Annotated in this window: 20 protein-coding genes; 9 read left to right on the forward strand and 11 right to left on the reverse strand. The window is 54.6% G+C overall.

What is annotated here, in order from left to right:
- Position 1 precedes the first annotated feature (1 nt).
- From arcB to mtgA, 3 genes are all read left to right on the forward strand, one after another.
- Complete coding sequence (arcB, locus tag GUC22_RS02600) at positions 2-2,341, forward strand: aerobic respiration two-component sensor histidine kinase ArcB (RefSeq protein ID WP_024358760.1); 2,340 nt, start codon at positions 2-4, stop codon at positions 2,339-2,341.
- Positions 2,342-2,575: 234 nt separating this feature from the next.
- Positions 2,576-3,229, forward strand: coding sequence for an isoprenoid biosynthesis glyoxalase ElbB (gene elbB, locus GUC22_RS02605; protein WP_004139768.1), 654 nt, complete (start codon positions 2,576-2,578; stop codon positions 3,227-3,229).
- Positions 3,226-3,951 carry a monofunctional biosynthetic peptidoglycan transglycosylase gene (mtgA, locus tag GUC22_RS02610; RefSeq protein WP_004139770.1) on the forward strand — a complete coding sequence of 242 codons (726 nt, stop codon included), beginning with the start codon at positions 3,226-3,228 and terminating at the stop codon, positions 3,949-3,951. Before elbB ends, mtgA begins: the two co-directional genes overlap by 4 nt.
- 53 nt (positions 3,952-4,004) lie before the next feature.
- On the opposite strand, the gene npr is transcribed toward mtgA, so the two are convergent.
- From npr to GUC22_RS02665, 11 genes are all read right to left on the reverse strand, one after another.
- Positions 4,005-4,277: a PTS phosphocarrier protein NPr gene (gene npr, locus GUC22_RS02615; RefSeq protein ID WP_004139771.1), complete on the reverse strand. Its 273-nt coding sequence runs from the start codon at positions 4,275-4,277 to the stop codon at positions 4,005-4,007.
- On the reverse strand, positions 4,274-5,128 hold the full coding sequence (gene rapZ / locus GUC22_RS02620; protein WP_004106169.1) for an RNase adapter RapZ: 855 nt from the start codon (positions 5,126-5,128) through the stop codon (positions 4,274-4,276). The genes npr and rapZ overlap by 4 nt, the downstream gene beginning before the upstream one ends.
- Positions 5,129-5,173: 45 nt before the next feature.
- The gene (gene ptsN, locus GUC22_RS02625; RefSeq protein ID WP_004125714.1) at positions 5,174-5,662 is read right to left on the reverse strand and encodes a PTS IIA-like nitrogen regulatory protein PtsN; all 489 of its coding nucleotides are present in this window, start codon (positions 5,660-5,662) and stop codon (positions 5,174-5,176) included.
- A 65-nt stretch (positions 5,663-5,727) separates the two neighbouring features.
- On the reverse strand, positions 5,728-6,015 hold the full coding sequence (hpf, locus tag GUC22_RS02630; protein ID WP_004106167.1) for a ribosome hibernation promoting factor: 288 nt from the start codon (positions 6,013-6,015) through the stop codon (positions 5,728-5,730).
- Positions 6,016-6,037: 22 nt separating this feature from the next.
- Complete coding sequence (rpoN, locus tag GUC22_RS02635) at positions 6,038-7,471, reverse strand: RNA polymerase factor sigma-54 (protein ID WP_049087000.1); 1,434 nt, start codon at positions 7,469-7,471, stop codon at positions 6,038-6,040.
- Positions 7,472-7,518: 47 nt separating this feature from the next.
- Positions 7,519-8,244, reverse strand: coding sequence for an LPS export ABC transporter ATP-binding protein (gene lptB / locus GUC22_RS02640; protein ID WP_004125705.1), 726 nt, complete (start codon positions 8,242-8,244; stop codon positions 7,519-7,521).
- A gap of 6 nt (positions 8,245-8,250) precedes the next feature.
- On the reverse strand, positions 8,251-8,796 hold the full coding sequence (lptA, locus tag GUC22_RS02645; RefSeq protein ID WP_004125703.1) for a lipopolysaccharide ABC transporter substrate-binding protein LptA: 546 nt from the start codon (positions 8,794-8,796) through the stop codon (positions 8,251-8,253).
- Positions 8,765-9,340, reverse strand: a complete 576-nt coding sequence (lptC, locus tag GUC22_RS02650; RefSeq protein ID WP_004125700.1) for an LPS export ABC transporter periplasmic protein LptC — start codon at positions 9,338-9,340, stop codon at positions 8,765-8,767. The genes lptA and lptC overlap by 32 nt, the downstream gene beginning before the upstream one ends.
- Positions 9,337-9,903: a 3-deoxy-manno-octulosonate-8-phosphatase KdsC gene (gene kdsC / locus GUC22_RS02655; RefSeq protein ID WP_024358756.1), complete on the reverse strand. Its 567-nt coding sequence runs from the start codon at positions 9,901-9,903 to the stop codon at positions 9,337-9,339. The genes lptC and kdsC overlap by 4 nt, the downstream gene beginning before the upstream one ends.
- A 14-nt stretch (positions 9,904-9,917) precedes the next feature.
- Positions 9,918-10,922 (reverse strand): arabinose-5-phosphate isomerase KdsD, encoded by a 1,005-nt coding sequence (gene kdsD / locus GUC22_RS02660; protein WP_177916612.1) that lies wholly within the window; start codon positions 10,920-10,922, stop codon positions 9,918-9,920.
- A complete protein-coding gene (locus GUC22_RS02665) occupies positions 10,919-11,896 on the reverse strand; it encodes a calcium/sodium antiporter (RefSeq protein ID WP_004139780.1) in 978 nt (325 codons plus the stop codon). Before GUC22_RS02665 ends, kdsD begins: the two co-directional genes overlap by 4 nt.
- Before the next feature lie 209 nt (positions 11,897-12,105).
- Here GUC22_RS02665 and mlaF point away from each other — a divergent pair, with 209 nt between their 5' ends.
- The 6 genes from mlaF (at position 12,106) to ibaG (ending at position 15,598) form a co-directional block, all read left to right on the forward strand.
- Positions 12,106-12,918 carry a phospholipid ABC transporter ATP-binding protein MlaF gene (mlaF, locus tag GUC22_RS02670; protein WP_004125691.1) on the forward strand — a complete coding sequence of 271 codons (813 nt, stop codon included), beginning with the start codon at positions 12,106-12,108 and terminating at the stop codon, positions 12,916-12,918.
- Between the two features lie 7 nt (positions 12,919-12,925).
- Positions 12,926-13,708: a lipid asymmetry maintenance ABC transporter permease subunit MlaE gene (gene mlaE / locus GUC22_RS02675; protein ID WP_004125690.1), complete on the forward strand. Its 783-nt coding sequence runs from the start codon at positions 12,926-12,928 to the stop codon at positions 13,706-13,708.
- Positions 13,709-13,712: 4 nt separating this feature from the next.
- Positions 13,713-14,264, forward strand: coding sequence for an outer membrane lipid asymmetry maintenance protein MlaD (gene mlaD, locus GUC22_RS02680; protein WP_004139782.1), 552 nt, complete (start codon positions 13,713-13,715; stop codon positions 14,262-14,264).
- An 18-nt stretch (positions 14,265-14,282) separates the two neighbouring features.
- Complete coding sequence (gene mlaC, locus GUC22_RS02685) at positions 14,283-14,918, forward strand: phospholipid-binding protein MlaC (RefSeq protein WP_160183336.1); 636 nt, start codon at positions 14,283-14,285, stop codon at positions 14,916-14,918.
- Positions 14,918-15,208, forward strand: a complete 291-nt coding sequence (gene mlaB, locus GUC22_RS02690; protein WP_004125681.1) for a lipid asymmetry maintenance protein MlaB — start codon at positions 14,918-14,920, stop codon at positions 15,206-15,208. The genes mlaC and mlaB overlap by 1 nt, the downstream gene beginning before the upstream one ends.
- A 135-nt stretch (positions 15,209-15,343) precedes the next feature.
- On the forward strand, positions 15,344-15,598 hold the full coding sequence (gene ibaG / locus GUC22_RS02695) for a BolA family iron metabolism protein IbaG (RefSeq protein WP_004106141.1): 255 nt from the start codon (positions 15,344-15,346) through the stop codon (positions 15,596-15,598).
- Positions 15,599-15,609: the final 11 nt, after the last annotated feature.

The following is a 15,609-nucleotide window of genomic DNA, read 5'->3' on the forward strand; positions in this document are numbered from 1 at the left end:
TATGAAGCAAATCCGTATGCTGGCGCAGTATTATGTTGACCTGATGATGAAGCTGGGTCTGGTGCGCTTTTCCATGCTGCTGGCCTTTGCGCTGGTGGTGCTGGCGATCGTCGTGCAGATGGCCGTTACTATGGTGCTGCACGGCCAGGTGGAAAGTATTGATGTGATCCGCTCTATCTTCTTTGGTTTGCTGATTACGCCGTGGGCGGTCTATTTCCTGTCGGTGGTCGTTGAGCAGCTGGAAGAGTCCCGGCAGCGTCTTTCGCGGCTGGTGGAGAAACTGGAGGAGATGCGCGAGCGCGATCTCAAGCTGAATGTGCAGCTTAAGGACAATATCGCCCAGCTTAATCAGGAAATCGGTGAACGTGAAAAAGCTGAAGCGGAACGTGAAACGACGCTTGAGCAGCTGAAAATTGAGATGAAGGAGCGTGAAGAAACGCAAATTCAGCTTGAACAGCAATCGTCCTTTCTGCGCTCCTTTCTTGACGCTTCACCGGACCTCGTTTTCTATCGTAATGAAGATAAAGAGTTCTCAGGCTGTAACCGCGCCATGGAACTGCTGACCGGTAAAAGCGAAAAACAGCTTATTCATCTGAAGCCGCAGGATGTCTACAGCGAAGAGGTGGCGGAGAAGGTGCTGGAGACGGATGAGAAAGTCTTCCGCCATAACGTTTCGCTCACCTACGAGCAGTGGCTGGATTATCCGGACGGGCGCAAGGCCTGCTTTGAAATCCGCAAAGTGCCCTATTATGACCGCGTCGGTAAGCGGCGCGGCCTGATGGGGTTCGGTCGTGATATTACGGAGCGTAAGCGCTATCAGGACGCGCTGGAGCGGGCCAGCCGCGATAAGACCACCTTTATCTCAACGATCAGCCACGAGCTGCGTACGCCGCTTAACGGCATCGTCGGGCTGAGCCGAATCCTTCTCGATACCGACCTGACCGACGAACAGGAAAGATACCTGAAAACCATCCACGTCTCAGCGGTAACGCTGGGTAATATCTTCAATGATATTATTGAGATGGATAAGATGGAGCGGCGTAAAATTCAGTTGGATAACCAGCCGGTTGATTTCACCGGCTTCCTTGCCGACCTTGAAAACCTCTCCGGCCTGCAGGCGCAGCAGAAAGGGCTGCGCTTTGTGCTGGATCCTTCGCTTCCGCTGCCGCATAAAGTGATCACCGACGGAACGCGTTTACGCCAAATCTTGTGGAATCTAATCAGCAACGCCGTGAAGTTTACCCCGCAGGGTGGGAGCGTGAACGTGCGCGTGCGCTATGACGAAGGGGACATCCTGCACTTTGAAGTGGAAGATTCAGGCATTGGCATCCCTGAAGCGGAACAGGATAAAATTTTCGCCATGTATTACCAGGTGAAAGATAGCCAGGGCGGCAAGCCAGCGACAGGTACCGGCATCGGACTCGCCGTGTCGCGGCGTCTGGCGCGTAATATGGGCGGCGACATTAGCGTTGCCAGCCTGCCGGGTAAAGGGGCCACGTTCACGCTCACCGTACACGCGCCGGCCGTGGCTGAAGAGGTTGAAGACACGCTGGCGGAAGATGAAATGCCATTACCTGCGCTAAACGTGCTGCTGGTGGAAGATATTGAGCTCAACGTGATCGTGGCGCGTTCGGTACTGGAGAAGCTGGGCAACAGCGTGGATGTGGCGATGACCGGTAAGGCTGCGCTGGAGATGTTTGTACCCGGCGAGTACGATCTGGTTCTGCTCGATATTCAACTACCGGATATGACTGGGCTCGATATTTCTCGTCAGCTGAAACAGCGCTTTGCCGCCGATGAGCTTCCCCCGCTGGTTGCGCTTACCGCTAACGTCCTGAAGAACAAGACTGAGTATCTGGAAGCGGGAATGGATGATGTTCTGAGCAAGCCGTTATCGGTTCCGGCATTAACCGCGATTATCAAAAAATTCTGGGATGCGCCGGAAGAGGAGGAGAATGAGATGCCATCTGTAGATATCAGTAAATCAGCTTCCGTACTGGATATTCCGATGCTTGAGCAGTATATCGAACTGGTAGGGCCGAAGCTGATTAATGACGGCCTGGCCGTTTTCGAAAGAATGATGCCGGGCTACATGGCGGTTCTGGAATCAAATTTAACCGCTCGCGACCAGAAAGGTATCGTCGATGAGGGGCATAAGATAAAAGGCGCTGCGGGCTCTATCGGTTTGCGCCATATCCAGCAGCTAGGCCAGCAGATCCAAACCCCGGATTTACCGGCCTGGTCGGATAACGTTGGCGAATGGGTTGAAGAGATGAAATCCGAATGGCAAAACGATGTCGCGGTACTGAAGGCGTGGGTAGCGGCGGCAGATAAAAAATGACCCCGGATAAACCGGGGTGCGCGAATACTGCGCCAACACCAGGGAACGGGTCATTGCGCCAGAATCATTTGAGTGATTTTTTTACACGGCGCAACCTGAGGATTTGGCTTACTCGCTCATTAAGATAGCAAACCTTAAATATTTTGTTACGTGAAACAGTAAAATATGTGAAGCATAGCGAGTAAATCAAAATTTTTGACTGCTTTCATAAACTTGTACTAAGGGGCTGATGTGATGAAGAAAATTGGTGTAGTGCTGAGCGGCTGCGGCGTTTATGACGGAAGCGAAATTCATGAAGCCGTTATTACCCTGCTGGCTATTGCCCGCAGCGGCGCTCAGGCTATCTGCTATGCGCCTGATAAAGCGCAAACCGATGTTATCAATCACCTGACCGGCGAAGCGCAGGCGGAAAGCCGTAATGTGCTTGTGGAAGCGGCGCGTATCGCGCGCGGAGAGATTCAGCCTTTAGCAAACGCCCGGGCGGATGCGCTGGACGCGCTGATTGTGCCCGGCGGTTTTGGCGCGGCAAAGAACCTCAGCAATTTTGCTTCGCAGGGAAGTGAATGTGAAGTGGATAGCGATCTCAAGGCCCTGGCGCTGGCGATGCATCAGGCGGGTAAACCGTTGGGCTTTATCTGTATCGCTCCGGCGCTGTTGCCTAAAATATTCTCTATTCCGCTACGCGTCACTATTGGTACCGATCTTGATACCGCCGATGCGGTAGAGGAGATGGGGGCCGAACACGTGCCTTGCCCGGTCGATGACATTGTGGTTGATGAAGACAATAAAGTGGTGACGACTCCCGCGTATATGCTGGCGCAGAACATCGCCGAAGCGGCGAGCGGAATTGAAAAGCTGGTTGCTCGCGTATTGGTTCTGACGGCATGACATTTCGTTTTTCGCCGTTGCGCTTGATTAAACGTTTTTTGCTGAGGCTGCTGCTGGCTTGCGCGGTGCTATGGGGCGGCGGGGTTGCTCTGTTTAGCATCGTCCCCGTCCCGTTTTCAGCGGTGATGCTGGAGCGGCAGCTCGGCGCCTGGCTCTCAGGGAATTTTCATTACATCGCCCATTCCGATTGGGTGGGCATGGATGAAATTTCTCCGTGGATGGGGCTGGCGGTTATTGCCGCGGAAGACCAGAAATTCCCGGAGCACTGGGGGTTTGACGTCCCGGCGATTGAGAAGGCGCTGGCGCACAATGAACGCAATGAGAACCGCATCCGCGGTGCGTCAACCCTGTCGCAGCAAACGGCAAAAAACCTGTTCCTGTGGGATGGTCGCAGCTGGCTAAGAAAAGGGCTGGAGGCGGGGCTGACCGTTGGCATTGAGACGGTCTGGAGCAAAAAGCGGATCCTCACCGTTTATCTGAATATTGCGGAGTTTGGTGAAGGGACGTTTGGCGTTGAAGCCGCATCGCAGCGCTATTTTCACAAACCGGCCAGCAGATTGACGGCTGCTGAAGCCGCGCTTTTAGCGGCGGTTTTGCCTAATCCCATTCGCTTTCGCGCTGACGCGCCGTCGGGTTATATTCGCAGCCGCCAGGCGTGGATCCTGCGCCAGATGAGGCAGTTAGGCGGGGAAGGGTTTATGCGGGCGAATCAGCTACATTGATGATTTCACGGCTCAGTACCCCGGAAGGCGCGCTGCGACCGGGGGAGTGAAATCTAATCCTCATCAAACCCGGCGTTGAACAGCGCGATAACCGCTGCCAGCGCCTCCACTTCTTGCGGGCCGTTGGCTTCAATCTCAATCTGCCGCCCTTTAGCTGAGTCAAGCATCAGCAGGGCAATCACGCTATTCGCTTCAGCTACAGTTCCTTCATCATTGCGCAGCAGCACTTCAGCATCGTAGTTCTGCATTAATTCAAACAGCTTCATCGCCGGGCGAGCGTGCATCCCCAGCTTATTGGTGATTTCAACGGTTTGCTTAACGGTCATGATTTGCGTTTTTCCAGCGTCCGATGACGGGACTGCACGTTCTTACCGCGCGAGCGGAAGTAGTCAGCCAGCTGTTCGGCGATGTAAACCGAACGGTGTTTACCACCGGTACAACCAATAGCTACCGTCAGATAGCTGCGGTTATTGGTCTCCAGCATAGGTAACCATAGCTCAAGATAGCTGCGGGTCTGGTAAATGAAATTGTGAACTTCCGTGTGCCGGTCGAGGAAGGCGGCCACGGGTTTATCCAGACCGGTCATCGGGCGCAGCTTCGGATCCCAGTGCGGGTTCGGCAGGAAGCGTACGTCGAAAACGTAATCAGCATCAATGGGAATACCGTGCTTAAAGCCAAAGGATTCAAACACCATCGTCAGCTCGCGTTCGCGCTTGCCTAACAAACGCGTGCGCAGCATTTCTGCCAGCTCATGTACCGACATTTCTGAGGTATCGACGATCAGGTCAGCGCGGGAACGCAGAGGTTCCAGCAGGTCGCTCTCTTCATCAATGGCGCTCTCCAGCGACAGGTTTTTGCTGGAGAGGGGATGCAAACGACGCGTGTCGCTGTAGCGGCGAATCAAGGTGTTACGATCGGCATCCAGGAACAGCAGCTGAGGTGAAAACTCTGCGGGCAGATTTTTCATCGCCTGCTCGAAGATTTCCGGCGACTCAGGCATGTTTCGCACGTCAATACTGACCGCGGCCGAGATGTTTCTGTCGGCGAGCGAGCGCGCCAGCTCGGGCAAGAGCACAACCGGCAGGTTATCCACGCAGTAAAAACCCATATCTTCCAGCGCTCGCAGGGCGACGGATTTCCCCGACCCTGAACGGCCGCTGACGATCATCAGTACCATGTACCGTTTCTCCTCAGTACGAAAAAGCGTAAGGTGCGGCTTTCGTTACGCCTCATTATTGCTTCCCGCTTCAGTGATGATTTCATACAGCTCTTCATCGCTTTGCGCAGCGCGCAGACGGCGGCAAATTGTTTTATCGGCCAGACGTTTCGCCACCAGCGAGAGCGTATGCAGATGCGTCTTAGTTTGATCGGCCGGGACGAGAAGGGCAAACAACAGATCGACGGGTTGGTTGTCGATAGCATCGAAAGCAATGGGGGTTTCCAGCTGGACAAACACGCCCACGGCCCGCAGCGTATCCTCTTCGAGTTTGCCATGGGGGATTGCAATGCCGTTGCCAATCCCGGTACTGCCCATTTTCTCACGGGTAAGGATCGCCTCGAACACTATCTGGGACGATAAGCCTAACTGCTTTGCCGCCAGCTCGCTGATGATTTCCAGCGCGCGTTTCTTGCTCTGGCAGTGAACCTGGCTACGGGTACATTCCTGGTTAAGGACATTGCTCAGTTGTAGAGCCGAATCGTTATTTATCATAATTTCACCTGAGCTCTCCTTGCCAACCGCCGGCAGGCGGTTGGCGTAGGCGATTGCCCGGACAATTAGTGTTGTTTCAGTTTATCTTTATGTTTTGTTAACTGTCTTGCCAGCTTATCGATAAGACCATCGATAGCAGCATACATATCCTGGCCTTCCGCACTGGCATGGATTTCGCCACCGTTGACATGCAGATTGGCGTCCGCAATTTGCGTCACCTTCTCCACTTTTAACACAATGTAGACCTGGTTGATCCTGTCGAAAAACTGCTCCAGTTTGCTGAACTTCGCGGTAACGAAATCGCGCATCGCGGGGGTTATCTCGACGTTGTGTCCTGTAATGTTGAGCTGCATAGTGTCTTCCTTATCGGTTGGGTCAAACCAGCTGCTTGCGTTGATTTGACGGCGGAATGGATAAAGACTCTCGGTACTTAGCAACGGTTCGCCGTGCCACCATAATACCCTGATCGGATAGCATGGTGGTGAGCTTACTATCACTCAATGGTTTCGCGGGGTTTTCCGCGGCGATTAATTTCTTCACCAGCGCGCGAATGGCCGTCGACGATGCTTCGCCGCCGCCTTCGGTATTCACATGGCTGGAGAAGAAATACTTCAGCTCAAAAATACCGCGTGGACTGTGCAGGTATTTTTGCGTAGTAACGCGTGAAATAGTGGATTCATGCATTTCGACGGCCTGAGCGATATCCGCCAGCACCATCGGTTTCATAAACTCTTCACCTTGTTCAAAAAAAGCCTGCTGCTGTTCGACGATACAGCGGCTGACGCGCAGCAGGGTGTCGTTGCGGCTCTCCAGGCTCTTGATCAGCCAGCGCGCTTCCTGCAGGTTGCTACGGATAAACTGGCCGTCAGCGTCATTGCGCGTGCTGTTACCCATAGCGGCATACTGCTGATTGATCTTCAGGCGCGGAAGGCTATCTGAATTGAGCTCAACCACCCAACGATCGTTGACTTTACGCACCAGAACGTCAGGAATGACATATTCTGGCTCGCCAGTTTGGATCGACTGTCCCGGGCGCGGATCCAGCGATTGGATCAGATTTACCGCTTCCTTTAACACTTCTTCTTTGAGGCGGGTTACGCGCATCAGGCTGCGGAAGTCGTGGTTGGCCAGCAGATCGAGATGATCGCTGATGATCAGGCGGGCTTCTTCAATCCACGGCGTCTCTTTGGCAAACTGTGAAAGCTGAACCAGCAGGCAATCACGCAAATCTTTTGCCGCCACGCCGACGGGGTCGAAACGCTGAATGCGCTTGAGAACCGCTTCAACTTCTTCAAGTCCGATTTCATCGTCGCCAATACTTTCCACGATGTCTTCGACAGAAATCGTCAGGTAGCCGGTATCATCAACGGCATCGACGATAGAGGTCGCGATGGCGCGATCGGTATCGGTGAATGGCGTAAGTTCAACCTGCCACATCAGGTAATCCTGCAGGCTTTGCGTGGTCTCTCCCTGGTAGACGGGCAGTTCGTCATCCTGGTAATCGACGCCGTTGCCTGATGGCGTTCCGGCGGTGTAAATCTCATCCCAGCTGGCATCAAGCGGCAGCTCTTCGGGCATCTCTTTTTGCTCAAGGGCGTCGACGGTATCCAGAGATTCGCGATCCTCGGCCTCTTTGGTTTCTACCTCATCGTGAAGATCGGTTTGCTCCAGCAACGGGTTGCTGTCCAGCGCCTGCTGGAGTTCTTGCTGGAGTTCTAACGTGGACAGCTGCAGTAGACGAATCGCCTGCTGCAGTTGTGGCGTCATGGCAAGCTGTTGGCTTAGCCTTAATTGCAAACCTTGCTTCATATTCAGGGCCAATATCTCCGGCTAAAACGTCTGTAACCTCTACCCTATCAGAGTCTGAAGTCTTCCCCAAGATACACGCGCTTAACCTGCTCGTCTTCAAGGATTTGCTGCGGCGTACCGTGGGCTATCAGGTGGCCCTGGCTGACGATATAAGCACGCTCGCAAACGGCCAGCGTTTCCCTGACGTTATGGTCGGTTATCAGGACGCCAAGACCGCTGTCGCGCAGGTGTTCAATAATGCGTTTGATATCGATAACGGAGATGGGGTCAACGCCGGCAAAGGGTTCATCCAGCAGGATGAATTTCGGGTTAGCGGCCAACGCGCGGGCGATCTCGACGCGGCGCCGTTCACCACCGGAGAGCGCCTGGCCGAGACTATCGCGCAGGTGCTCAATGTGAAACTCCTCCATCAGCTCTTTCGCGCGATCTTCGCGCTGCTCGTTGCTGAGATCGTCGCGAATCTGCAATACCGCCATCAGGTTATCGTAAACGCTCAGCCGGCGGAAAATGGAGGCCTCCTGCGGCAAATAGCCGATTCCGCGACGCGCGCGCGCGTGCAGCGGCAGCAGGCTGATGTCTTCATCATCGATGATAATGTTGCCCGCGTCGCGCGGTACGATACCAACAACCATATAGAAGGTAGTGGTTTTACCGGCGCCGTTCGGACCGAGCAGGCCAACAATCTCGCCCGAATTCACGGTCAGACTGACATCTTCCACGACGCGGCGGCCTTTATAGGCTTTAGCAAGATTCTTTGCAGTTAATGTTGCCATAACGAATTACTTACCCTTCTTTGACTGATCGCTACCTTTATCCTGCAGCTGCGAAGGAACCAGAACCGTGGTCACGCGCCCGCCTTTATTGCTGAAAGCCTGCATTTTTTGTTCTTTCACCAGGTAAGTGATTTTGTCACCCTGGATATTGCTATCGATCTGTTCCAGATGCGCATTGCCGGTCAGGACGACAAAGTCGTTTTGCAGTTCATAATGCATTTTCGACGCGCGGCCTTTTACCGGTTTGCCGTTGTCCTGCATCTGGTAGAAGGTGGCCGGGTTACCGTAGCCATCGATAACCTCTTTGCCTTTTTCGCCGCCCGGACGGGTCACGACGACTTTGTCGGCGTTGATTTTGATCGTACCCTGAGTGACGACGACATTACCCGTAAAGGTAACGACGTTGCCCTGCATATCCAGCGACTGCTGATCGGATTCAATATGAATCGGCTGATCGGTATCACCCGTTTTGGCCTGTGCCGACAGGCTGGCGGCCAGTAAGGCGCTGGCGAGCGCAATCTTAAGGCTGAGTTTGTTTGTTCTGAATTTCATATGAGGTTCTAACCTTTTCAATCAGCTCGGCATTTTTGCTGCGCAGGTTCCCGCGCATTTTCAGGCCGCTGGAATTAAATGTTGTTCCGTACAACGTCACCATGTCATCGGAGGTAACATCCTGCGTCACCAGGTTTATCTGGGCGTTATCCGTCGTAATTTTGCGCAGTTGAGAATCCGCCGTCAGCGCATTAACCTCAACGTGCCCGTAAAGATACAGCATGCGGTCATTCGTCAACTTAGCTTTATCCGCTTTGATAGACCAGGTTGGTACTTTATTCGTATCGAAGGTGGTCATCACCGGTTTTGCGAACCACGAGAGCTGCTGTTCGGAAAAATACTCTACGTGTTCCGCGATTAGCCGGTAGTTAAGCGCCCCTTCGGGACTATAAACGACGGTATCGGTATGCTCGCTGGTATACGTCGGATCGTCAGGATTGATCGCTTGCTGGGTGGCATCGTCCGTACTCGCCAGGTTCAGGCCGATCAGGATCAGCGCGACCAGCGATAGTAAAATGATAACCCAACGTCTGGTTTTACTCATATAGATTGCCCTTTGGCCTCATCCAGCTTGCCCTGCGCCAATAGTAGCAAATCGCACACTTCGCGTACCGCTCCGCGACCGCCGTTGATACGAGTGACGTAATCCGCGCGCGGCAGCAGCAACGGATGCGCATCGGCTACCGCTATGCTTAAACCCACTTCAGCCATCACCGGCCAGTCGATCAGATCGTCGCCAATATAGGCCACTTCATCCGCGCTAACGGCCAGTTTATTGAGTAGCTCATGAAACGCCAGCAGCTTATCAGACTGCCCCTGGTAGAGATGGGTGATGCCGAGCGTCTGGCAGCGATCTTCCACCAGTTTAGCGTTTCGCCCGGTAATTATCGCTACTTCAATCTCTGAAGTCAGGGCGCAGCGGATACCGTAGCCGTCGCGCACGTTAAACGCTTTCAGCTCTTCGCCGTTGTTGCCCATATAGATAAGACCGTCGGACAGAACGCCGTCCACATCAAGTATCAGTAAACGGATCTTCGCCGCCCGGTCAATAAAGCCCTGACTTACCGGACCATAGCAGGTCGTTATCAGGGCATCAGCATTATTCATTATTTTTTCCTTACTTACACTACGCCCGCGCGCAGGAGATCGTGCATATGTATCACACCTACCAGACGGTCGCCATCGGCAACCAGCACGCAGGTGATATGACGGGACTGCATCAGGTTCAGCGCATCAACGGCCAGCGTACCGGGACGGATACGGATGCCGCCTCGCGTCATGACTTCGGCGATGCTGGCGTTACGCATATCAATGCCGGTATCAAAGACGCGGCGCAGATCGCCATCGGTGAAAATGCCGATGATATTCATTTCATCGTCGCAAATAGCGGTCATGCCTAAATTTTTGCGCGTGATTTCCAGCAGCGCATCGCGCAGCGTGGCCTCCAGGCCAACATGCGGAATTTCATCGCCGGTGTGCATGATATCATTGACCCGCAGCAGTAGCTTACGGCCCAGCGCGCCGCCGGGATGCGATAGCGCAAAATCTTCAGCGGTAAAACCGCGGGCTTCCAGCAGCGCGACGGCAAGGGCATCGCCCATCACCAGCGCGGCAGTGGTGCTTGATGTGGGGGCCAGCCCTAACGGGCAAGCCTCTTTGGGCACCTTCACGCACAGATGAATATCCGCCGCGCGCGCCATGCTGCTTTCCGGTCGGCTGGTGATACAGATAAGCGACACCTGCTGGCGCTTAAGCACCGGGATCAGGGCGAGAATTTCATTTGATTCCCCGGAGTTAGATAGCGCGATCACTACGTCGCAGGGGGTGACCATGCCCAAATCGCCGTGCGCGGCCTCGCCGGGATGGACGAAGAATGCTGATGTCCCGGTGCTGGCGAACGTTGCGGCCATCTTTCGCCCGATATGGCCGGATTTACCCATTCCCATCACCACAACTTTACCGGTACAGCGAAAAATGGTCTCACAGGCGCGGGTAAAATCTTCATTAATATATTGATCGAGCTGGGCCAGACCTTCACGTTCAATGTCCAGCACCTCACGGCCTGCCCGTTGAAAGTCAAAATCCGCTGGCAAATCTATTTGCGACATAATGTTATCCTGAATCATTCAACGAAGAGCGGCGCTGTCCAGTACAGCATCGCTAACCAAAGCACAAAACCACCCAGCAGCAGGGCGCCGGCAAGGCGACCGGGCTGTTGTTTACGACGCCAGCACAGCACCGCGAAGATCAGGCTGACCAGCAGCATGACGCCATAGTCGCGGGTAAAGGCCTCGGCGGCAAAGGCGCCAGGCGCAATCAGCGCGGGGAGCCCGAGAACCAGTACGATATTCAGAATATTAGCGCCAATGATATTGCCGATGGCGATGTCATTTTCGCCTTTTCGCGCTCCGGCGATGGCGGTGGCCAGCTCGGGCAGGCTGGTGCCGATGGCAACGACCGTTAAGCCGACGGTCAGTTCGCTGATGGCAAAAAAGTTTGCCAGCACCGTGGCGTTATCCACCACCATCCGCGTGGCCATCGGCATCACTATCATCGCGACGCCCAACCAGAGCAGCGCGACGGGAAGCGAGCCCTCCCGCGGCAGCTCCGCCAGCTGTTCACGGGTCAGGCTGTCGTTCCCCTGGCGTTCCGCAAGGCGGGCAATCTTAAGGGTAAACAACAGCCACAGTACCGCCAGCGCCAGCAAAAAAAGGCCATCTATCCGCGTAATCTGCCCGTCGTACAGCACAAATCCTGCCAGTAAACTGACCAGCAACATTAGCGGCAATTCGCGGCGCAGGATATCAGAATGCACGGTAAAAGGTTGAAACAGAGCGGTGAGGCCGAGGATCAGCAGGATATTGGTGATATTCGATCCCAGAGCTGTGCCGATCGCCAGATCGGTTTGCCCATGCAGGGAAGCGGCGGCGGAAACAATGACTTCCGGTAAACTGGTACCGATGCTGACCACCGTCATCCCTATAATAAGGGGGGGGATTCCCAGCATACGGCAGAGTATTGAAGCGGCGTAGACCAGACGATCGGCGCTGTAGACAACCAGCAATAAACCAATAATTAACAGAGCCGTCGCTAAGAGCATCTAAAGTCCTTTCTTCAGGTATAATCGTCGCCTCGCTGGCCGTCCGTAGGCAGCGTAACGAATTCTTAATTTTGACTTTATGTGTGCCAAAAGTAAAACAAATGCCAGCTTTCGCTAACCCGGGCGGGTAAGATTCTGTAAAAATGTTGGGTTTGTGGTGAAAGAAAGCGCCATGCTTAGCCCGACGGGTGTCTAGTAAGGATGATTTTATGAGCCAGAGTTCGGCGAATCTAGTCGAAGTGCGCGGTATTCGCTTCTCGAGGGGCGATCGCGTGATCTTCGATGATATCTCGCTATCGGTACCCCGCGGCAAGATCACCGCGATAATGGGGCCATCAGGGATCGGCAAAACCACCCTGTTACGTCTGATCGGCGGTCAGATCCCGCCCGATAAAGGCGAGATCCTGTTTGATGGTGAAAACGTACCGCAGATGTCGCGCTCGCGCCTGTATACCGTCCGCAAGCGCATGAGCATGCTGTTTCAGTCCGGCGCGCTGTTCACCGACCTGAACGTGTTTGATAACGTCGCTTATCCGCTGCGCGAGCATACGCGTTTGCCGGAAGCGCTGCTGCACACCACGGTGATGATGAAGCTGGAGGCCGTCGGGCTACGCGGAGCCGCGAAGCTGATGCCTTCTGAGCTCTCCGGCGGCATGGCGCGCCGTGCCGCGCTGGCGAGGGCGATTGCGCTGGAACCTGATTTAATCATGTTCGATGAGCCCTTTGTCGGGCAGGACCCCATTACGATGGGGGTGCTGGTGAAGCTGATTTCTGAACTCAATAGCACCCTGGGTGTCACCTGTATCGTGGTTTCGCATGATGTGCCGGAGGTGCTCAGCATCGCGGACTTCGCATATATCGTGGCGGACAAAAAAGTGGTGGCGCACGGGAGTGCGCAGTCGCTGCGCGAAAATGCCGATCCTCGGGTTCGTCAGTTCATTGATGGTATCGCCGACGGTCCGGTGCCGTTCCGCTATCCGGCGGGTGATTATCATCATGATTTATTGGGCAAAGGGAGTTAAGCGACTCATGTTGTTAAATGCGCTAGCCGCGCTTGGGCATCGCGGTATTAAAACTATCGCGACGTTCGGGCGTGCTGGATTAATGCTCTTCAACGCGGTTGTCGGCAAGCCTGAGTTTCGCAAGCATGCGCCGCTGCTGGTGCGTCAGCTGTATAACGTTGGCGTGCTGTCGATGCTGATCATCATTGTCTCGGGGCTGTTTATCGGTATGGTGCTGGGTCTGCAGGGCTATCTGGTGTTAACCACCTATAGCGCCGAAACCAGTCTGGGCATGCTGGTGGCGCTGTCGCTGCTGCGTGAACTGGGGCCGGTGGTCGCCGCGCTGTTGTTTGCCGGGCGTGCCGGTTCGGCGCTGACTGCCGAAATTGGCCTGATGCGCGCAACCGAGCAGCTCTCCAGCATGGAGATGATGGCGGTCGACCCGCTTCGCCGCGTGATCTCTCCGCGCTTCTGGGCGGGGGTGATTTCACTGCCGTTGTTAACGATTATTTTTGTGGCGGTCGGCGTTTGGGGCGGCTCGCTGGTCGGTGTCAGTTGGAAGGGCATCGATGGCGGATTCTTCTGGAGCGCGATGCAAAACGCCGTTGACTGGCGGATGGATCTGGTTAACTGCCTGATTAAGAGTCTGGTTTTCGCCATTACGGTAACATGGATCGCGTTATTTAACGGTTATGACGCTATCCCCACTTCCGCCGGGATTAGCCGGGCGACGACGCGTACCGTGGTACATGCGTCGCTGGCGGTTCTGGGGCTGGATTTTGTGCTGACTGCGCTGATGTTTGGGAATTGAGTTCATGCAAACGAGAAAAAATGAAATCTGGGTAGGGGTATTTTTACTGGTTGCGCTGCTGGCTGCGCTGTTTGTCTGCCTGAAGGCGGCAAACGTAACCTCTTTACGTACCGAACCGACTTATCGGCTCTATGCCACTTTTGACAATATCGGCGGTCTGAAAGCGCGCTCTCCGGTACGGATTGGCGGCGTTGTCGTCGGACGCGTGGCGGATATCACGCTCGACCCTAAAACCTACCTGCCTCGCGTCGCTCTCGATATTGATGAGCGCTACAACCATATCCCGGATACCAGCTCGCTGGCGATTAGAACTTCCGGTCTGCTGGGCGAACAGTACCTGGCGATGAACATCGGGTTTGAAGACCCGGAGTTGGGAACGGCTATCCTTAAAGATGGCGGCACCATTCAGGACACCAAATCCGCCATGGTGCTGGAAGATTTGATAGGCCAGTTCCTTTATAACAGTAAAGGTAGCGACAATAAGAATTCTGGCGATGAACAGTCTGCCGGGGAGAGTCATACTGACGCTACGCCGCCAGCCGGCACGACGCACTAATTTCAGGAGAGATAAGACATGTTTAAACGCTTACTAATGGTCGCCATGCTGGTGATTGCCCCTTTGACTGCGGCCACCGCCGCGGACCAATCCAATCCCTATAAGCTGATGGACGAAGCGGCGCAGAAAACCTTCGATCGCCTGAAGAACGAGCAGCCTAAGATTCAGGCTAACCCGAACTACCTGCGCGACATCGTCGATCAGGAACTGCTGCCCTATGTTCAGGTGAAATACGCCGGCGCGCTGGTATTAGGTCGTTATTACAAAGAAGCGACCCCGGCGCAGCGTGAAGCCTATTTCGCCGCCTTCCGCGAATATCTGAAACAGGCCTACGGCCAGGCGCTGGCGATGTATCACGGTCAGACCTATCAGATTGCGCCTGAGCAGCCTCTGGGCAGCGCGACCATTGTTCCTATTCGCGTCACCATCCTCGATCCGAATGGCCGTCCGCCGGTTCGCCTGGATTTCCAGTGGCGTAAAAATACCCAGACCGGTAACTGGCAGGCGTACGACATGATTGCGGAAGGGGTGAGCATGATCACCACTAAACAAAACGAGTGGAGCGACCTGCTGCGTACTAAAGGCGTTGATGGTCTGACGGCGCAGCTGAAGGAAAGCTCCGCGCAGCCGATTACTCTGGAACAGAAAAAATAATGACCGGGCAGCTGAGCTGGACTCGCGATGGTGAGACGCTGGCGCTGCGCGGAGAGCTGGACCAGGATCTTCTGGTCCCGCTGTGGGAAGCACGCGCTCAGGCGACGGATGGCGTGTCCGCAATCGACCTGAGCGCCGTGACCCGCGTGGACACCGCCGGGCTGGCGCTATTAGTGCATTTTATCGCACTGGTTCGTCGGCAGGGCGGGGAAGCGAAGTTGACCGGGAAGAGTGAAAATCTGCAAACCCTGGTCAGGTTGTATAACCTTCCTGCCGATATGATCCCATAACTTTTTCAGTGCCTTACTGCTGAAGCTATTCTGAAAGCCCCATCAAACTTTTCGATGGGGCTTTTTGCTTGTTTAAGACAGCGCCACTTTCCTCTAAGATGTTGGGCTGTTTTCACTATCAGATAAATGTAGCCCATGGAAAATCATGAAATTCAGACCGTGCTGATGAACGCACTCTCCCTTCAGGAAGTCCACGTCTCTGGCGATGGCAGCCACTTTCAGGTTATTGCTGTGGGTGAGATGTTCGACGGCATGAGTCGGGTCAAGAAGCAACAGGCTATCTATGCCCCGCTGATGGAATATATTGCCGATAACCGCATCCATGCTCTGTCGATAAAAGCGTTTACCCCGCAGGAGTGGGCGCGAGACCGCAAACTAAATGGCTTATAAGCTGTGGGGAT

This window comes from Klebsiella sp. MPUS7 (assembly GCF_009905335.1).
GTDB lineage: Bacteria > Pseudomonadota > Gammaproteobacteria > Enterobacterales > Enterobacteriaceae > Klebsiella > Klebsiella grimontii.

Coding starts and splice junctions, on each gene's coding strand:
- ptsN (WP_004125714.1), bottom strand. CDS start 5,662: ATGATAAATAACGATTCGGCTCTACAACTGAGCAATGTCCTTAACCAG.
- GUC22_RS02665 (WP_004139780.1), bottom strand. CDS start 11,896: ATGCTCTTAGCGACGGCTCTGTTAATTATTGGTTTATTGCTGGTTGTC.
- arcB (WP_024358760.1), top strand. CDS start 2: ATGAAGCAAATCCGTATGCTGGCGCAGTATTATGTTGACCTGATGATG.
- mlaC (WP_160183336.1), top strand. CDS start 14,283: ATGTTTAAACGCTTACTAATGGTCGCCATGCTGGTGATTGCCCCTTTG.
- elbB (WP_004139768.1), top strand. CDS start 2,576: ATGAAGAAAATTGGTGTAGTGCTGAGCGGCTGCGGCGTTTATGACGGA.
- mlaF (WP_004125691.1), top strand. CDS start 12,106: ATGAGCCAGAGTTCGGCGAATCTAGTCGAAGTGCGCGGTATTCGCTTC.
- mlaB (WP_004125681.1), top strand. CDS start 14,918: ATGACCGGGCAGCTGAGCTGGACTCGCGATGGTGAGACGCTGGCGCTG.
- lptC (WP_004125700.1), bottom strand. CDS start 9,340: ATGAGTAAAACCAGACGTTGGGTTATCATTTTACTATCGCTGGTCGCG.
- npr (WP_004139771.1), bottom strand. CDS start 4,277: ATGACCGTTAAGCAAACCGTTGAAATCACCAATAAGCTGGGGATGCAC.
- mtgA (WP_004139770.1), top strand. CDS start 3,226: ATGACATTTCGTTTTTCGCCGTTGCGCTTGATTAAACGTTTTTTGCTG.
- mlaE (WP_004125690.1), top strand. CDS start 12,926: ATGTTGTTAAATGCGCTAGCCGCGCTTGGGCATCGCGGTATTAAAACT.
- rapZ (WP_004106169.1), bottom strand. CDS start 5,128: ATGGTACTGATGATCGTCAGCGGCCGTTCAGGGTCGGGGAAATCCGTC.
- lptB (WP_004125705.1), bottom strand. CDS start 8,244: ATGGCAACATTAACTGCAAAGAATCTTGCTAAAGCCTATAAAGGCCGC.
- ibaG (WP_004106141.1), top strand. CDS start 15,344: ATGGAAAATCATGAAATTCAGACCGTGCTGATGAACGCACTCTCCCTT.
- kdsD (WP_177916612.1), bottom strand. CDS start 10,922: ATGATTCAGGATAACATTATGTCGCAAATAGATTTGCCAGCGGATTTT.
- mlaD (WP_004139782.1), top strand. CDS start 13,713: ATGCAAACGAGAAAAAATGAAATCTGGGTAGGGGTATTTTTACTGGTT.
- lptA (WP_004125703.1), bottom strand. CDS start 8,796: ATGAAATTCAGAACAAACAAACTCAGCCTTAAGATTGCGCTCGCCAGC.
- kdsC (WP_024358756.1), bottom strand. CDS start 9,903: ATGAATAATGCTGATGCCCTGATAACGACCTGCTATGGTCCGGTAAGT.
- rpoN (WP_049087000.1), bottom strand. CDS start 7,471: ATGAAGCAAGGTTTGCAATTAAGGCTAAGCCAACAGCTTGCCATGACG.
- hpf (WP_004106167.1), bottom strand. CDS start 6,015: ATGCAGCTCAACATTACAGGACACAACGTCGAGATAACCCCCGCGATG.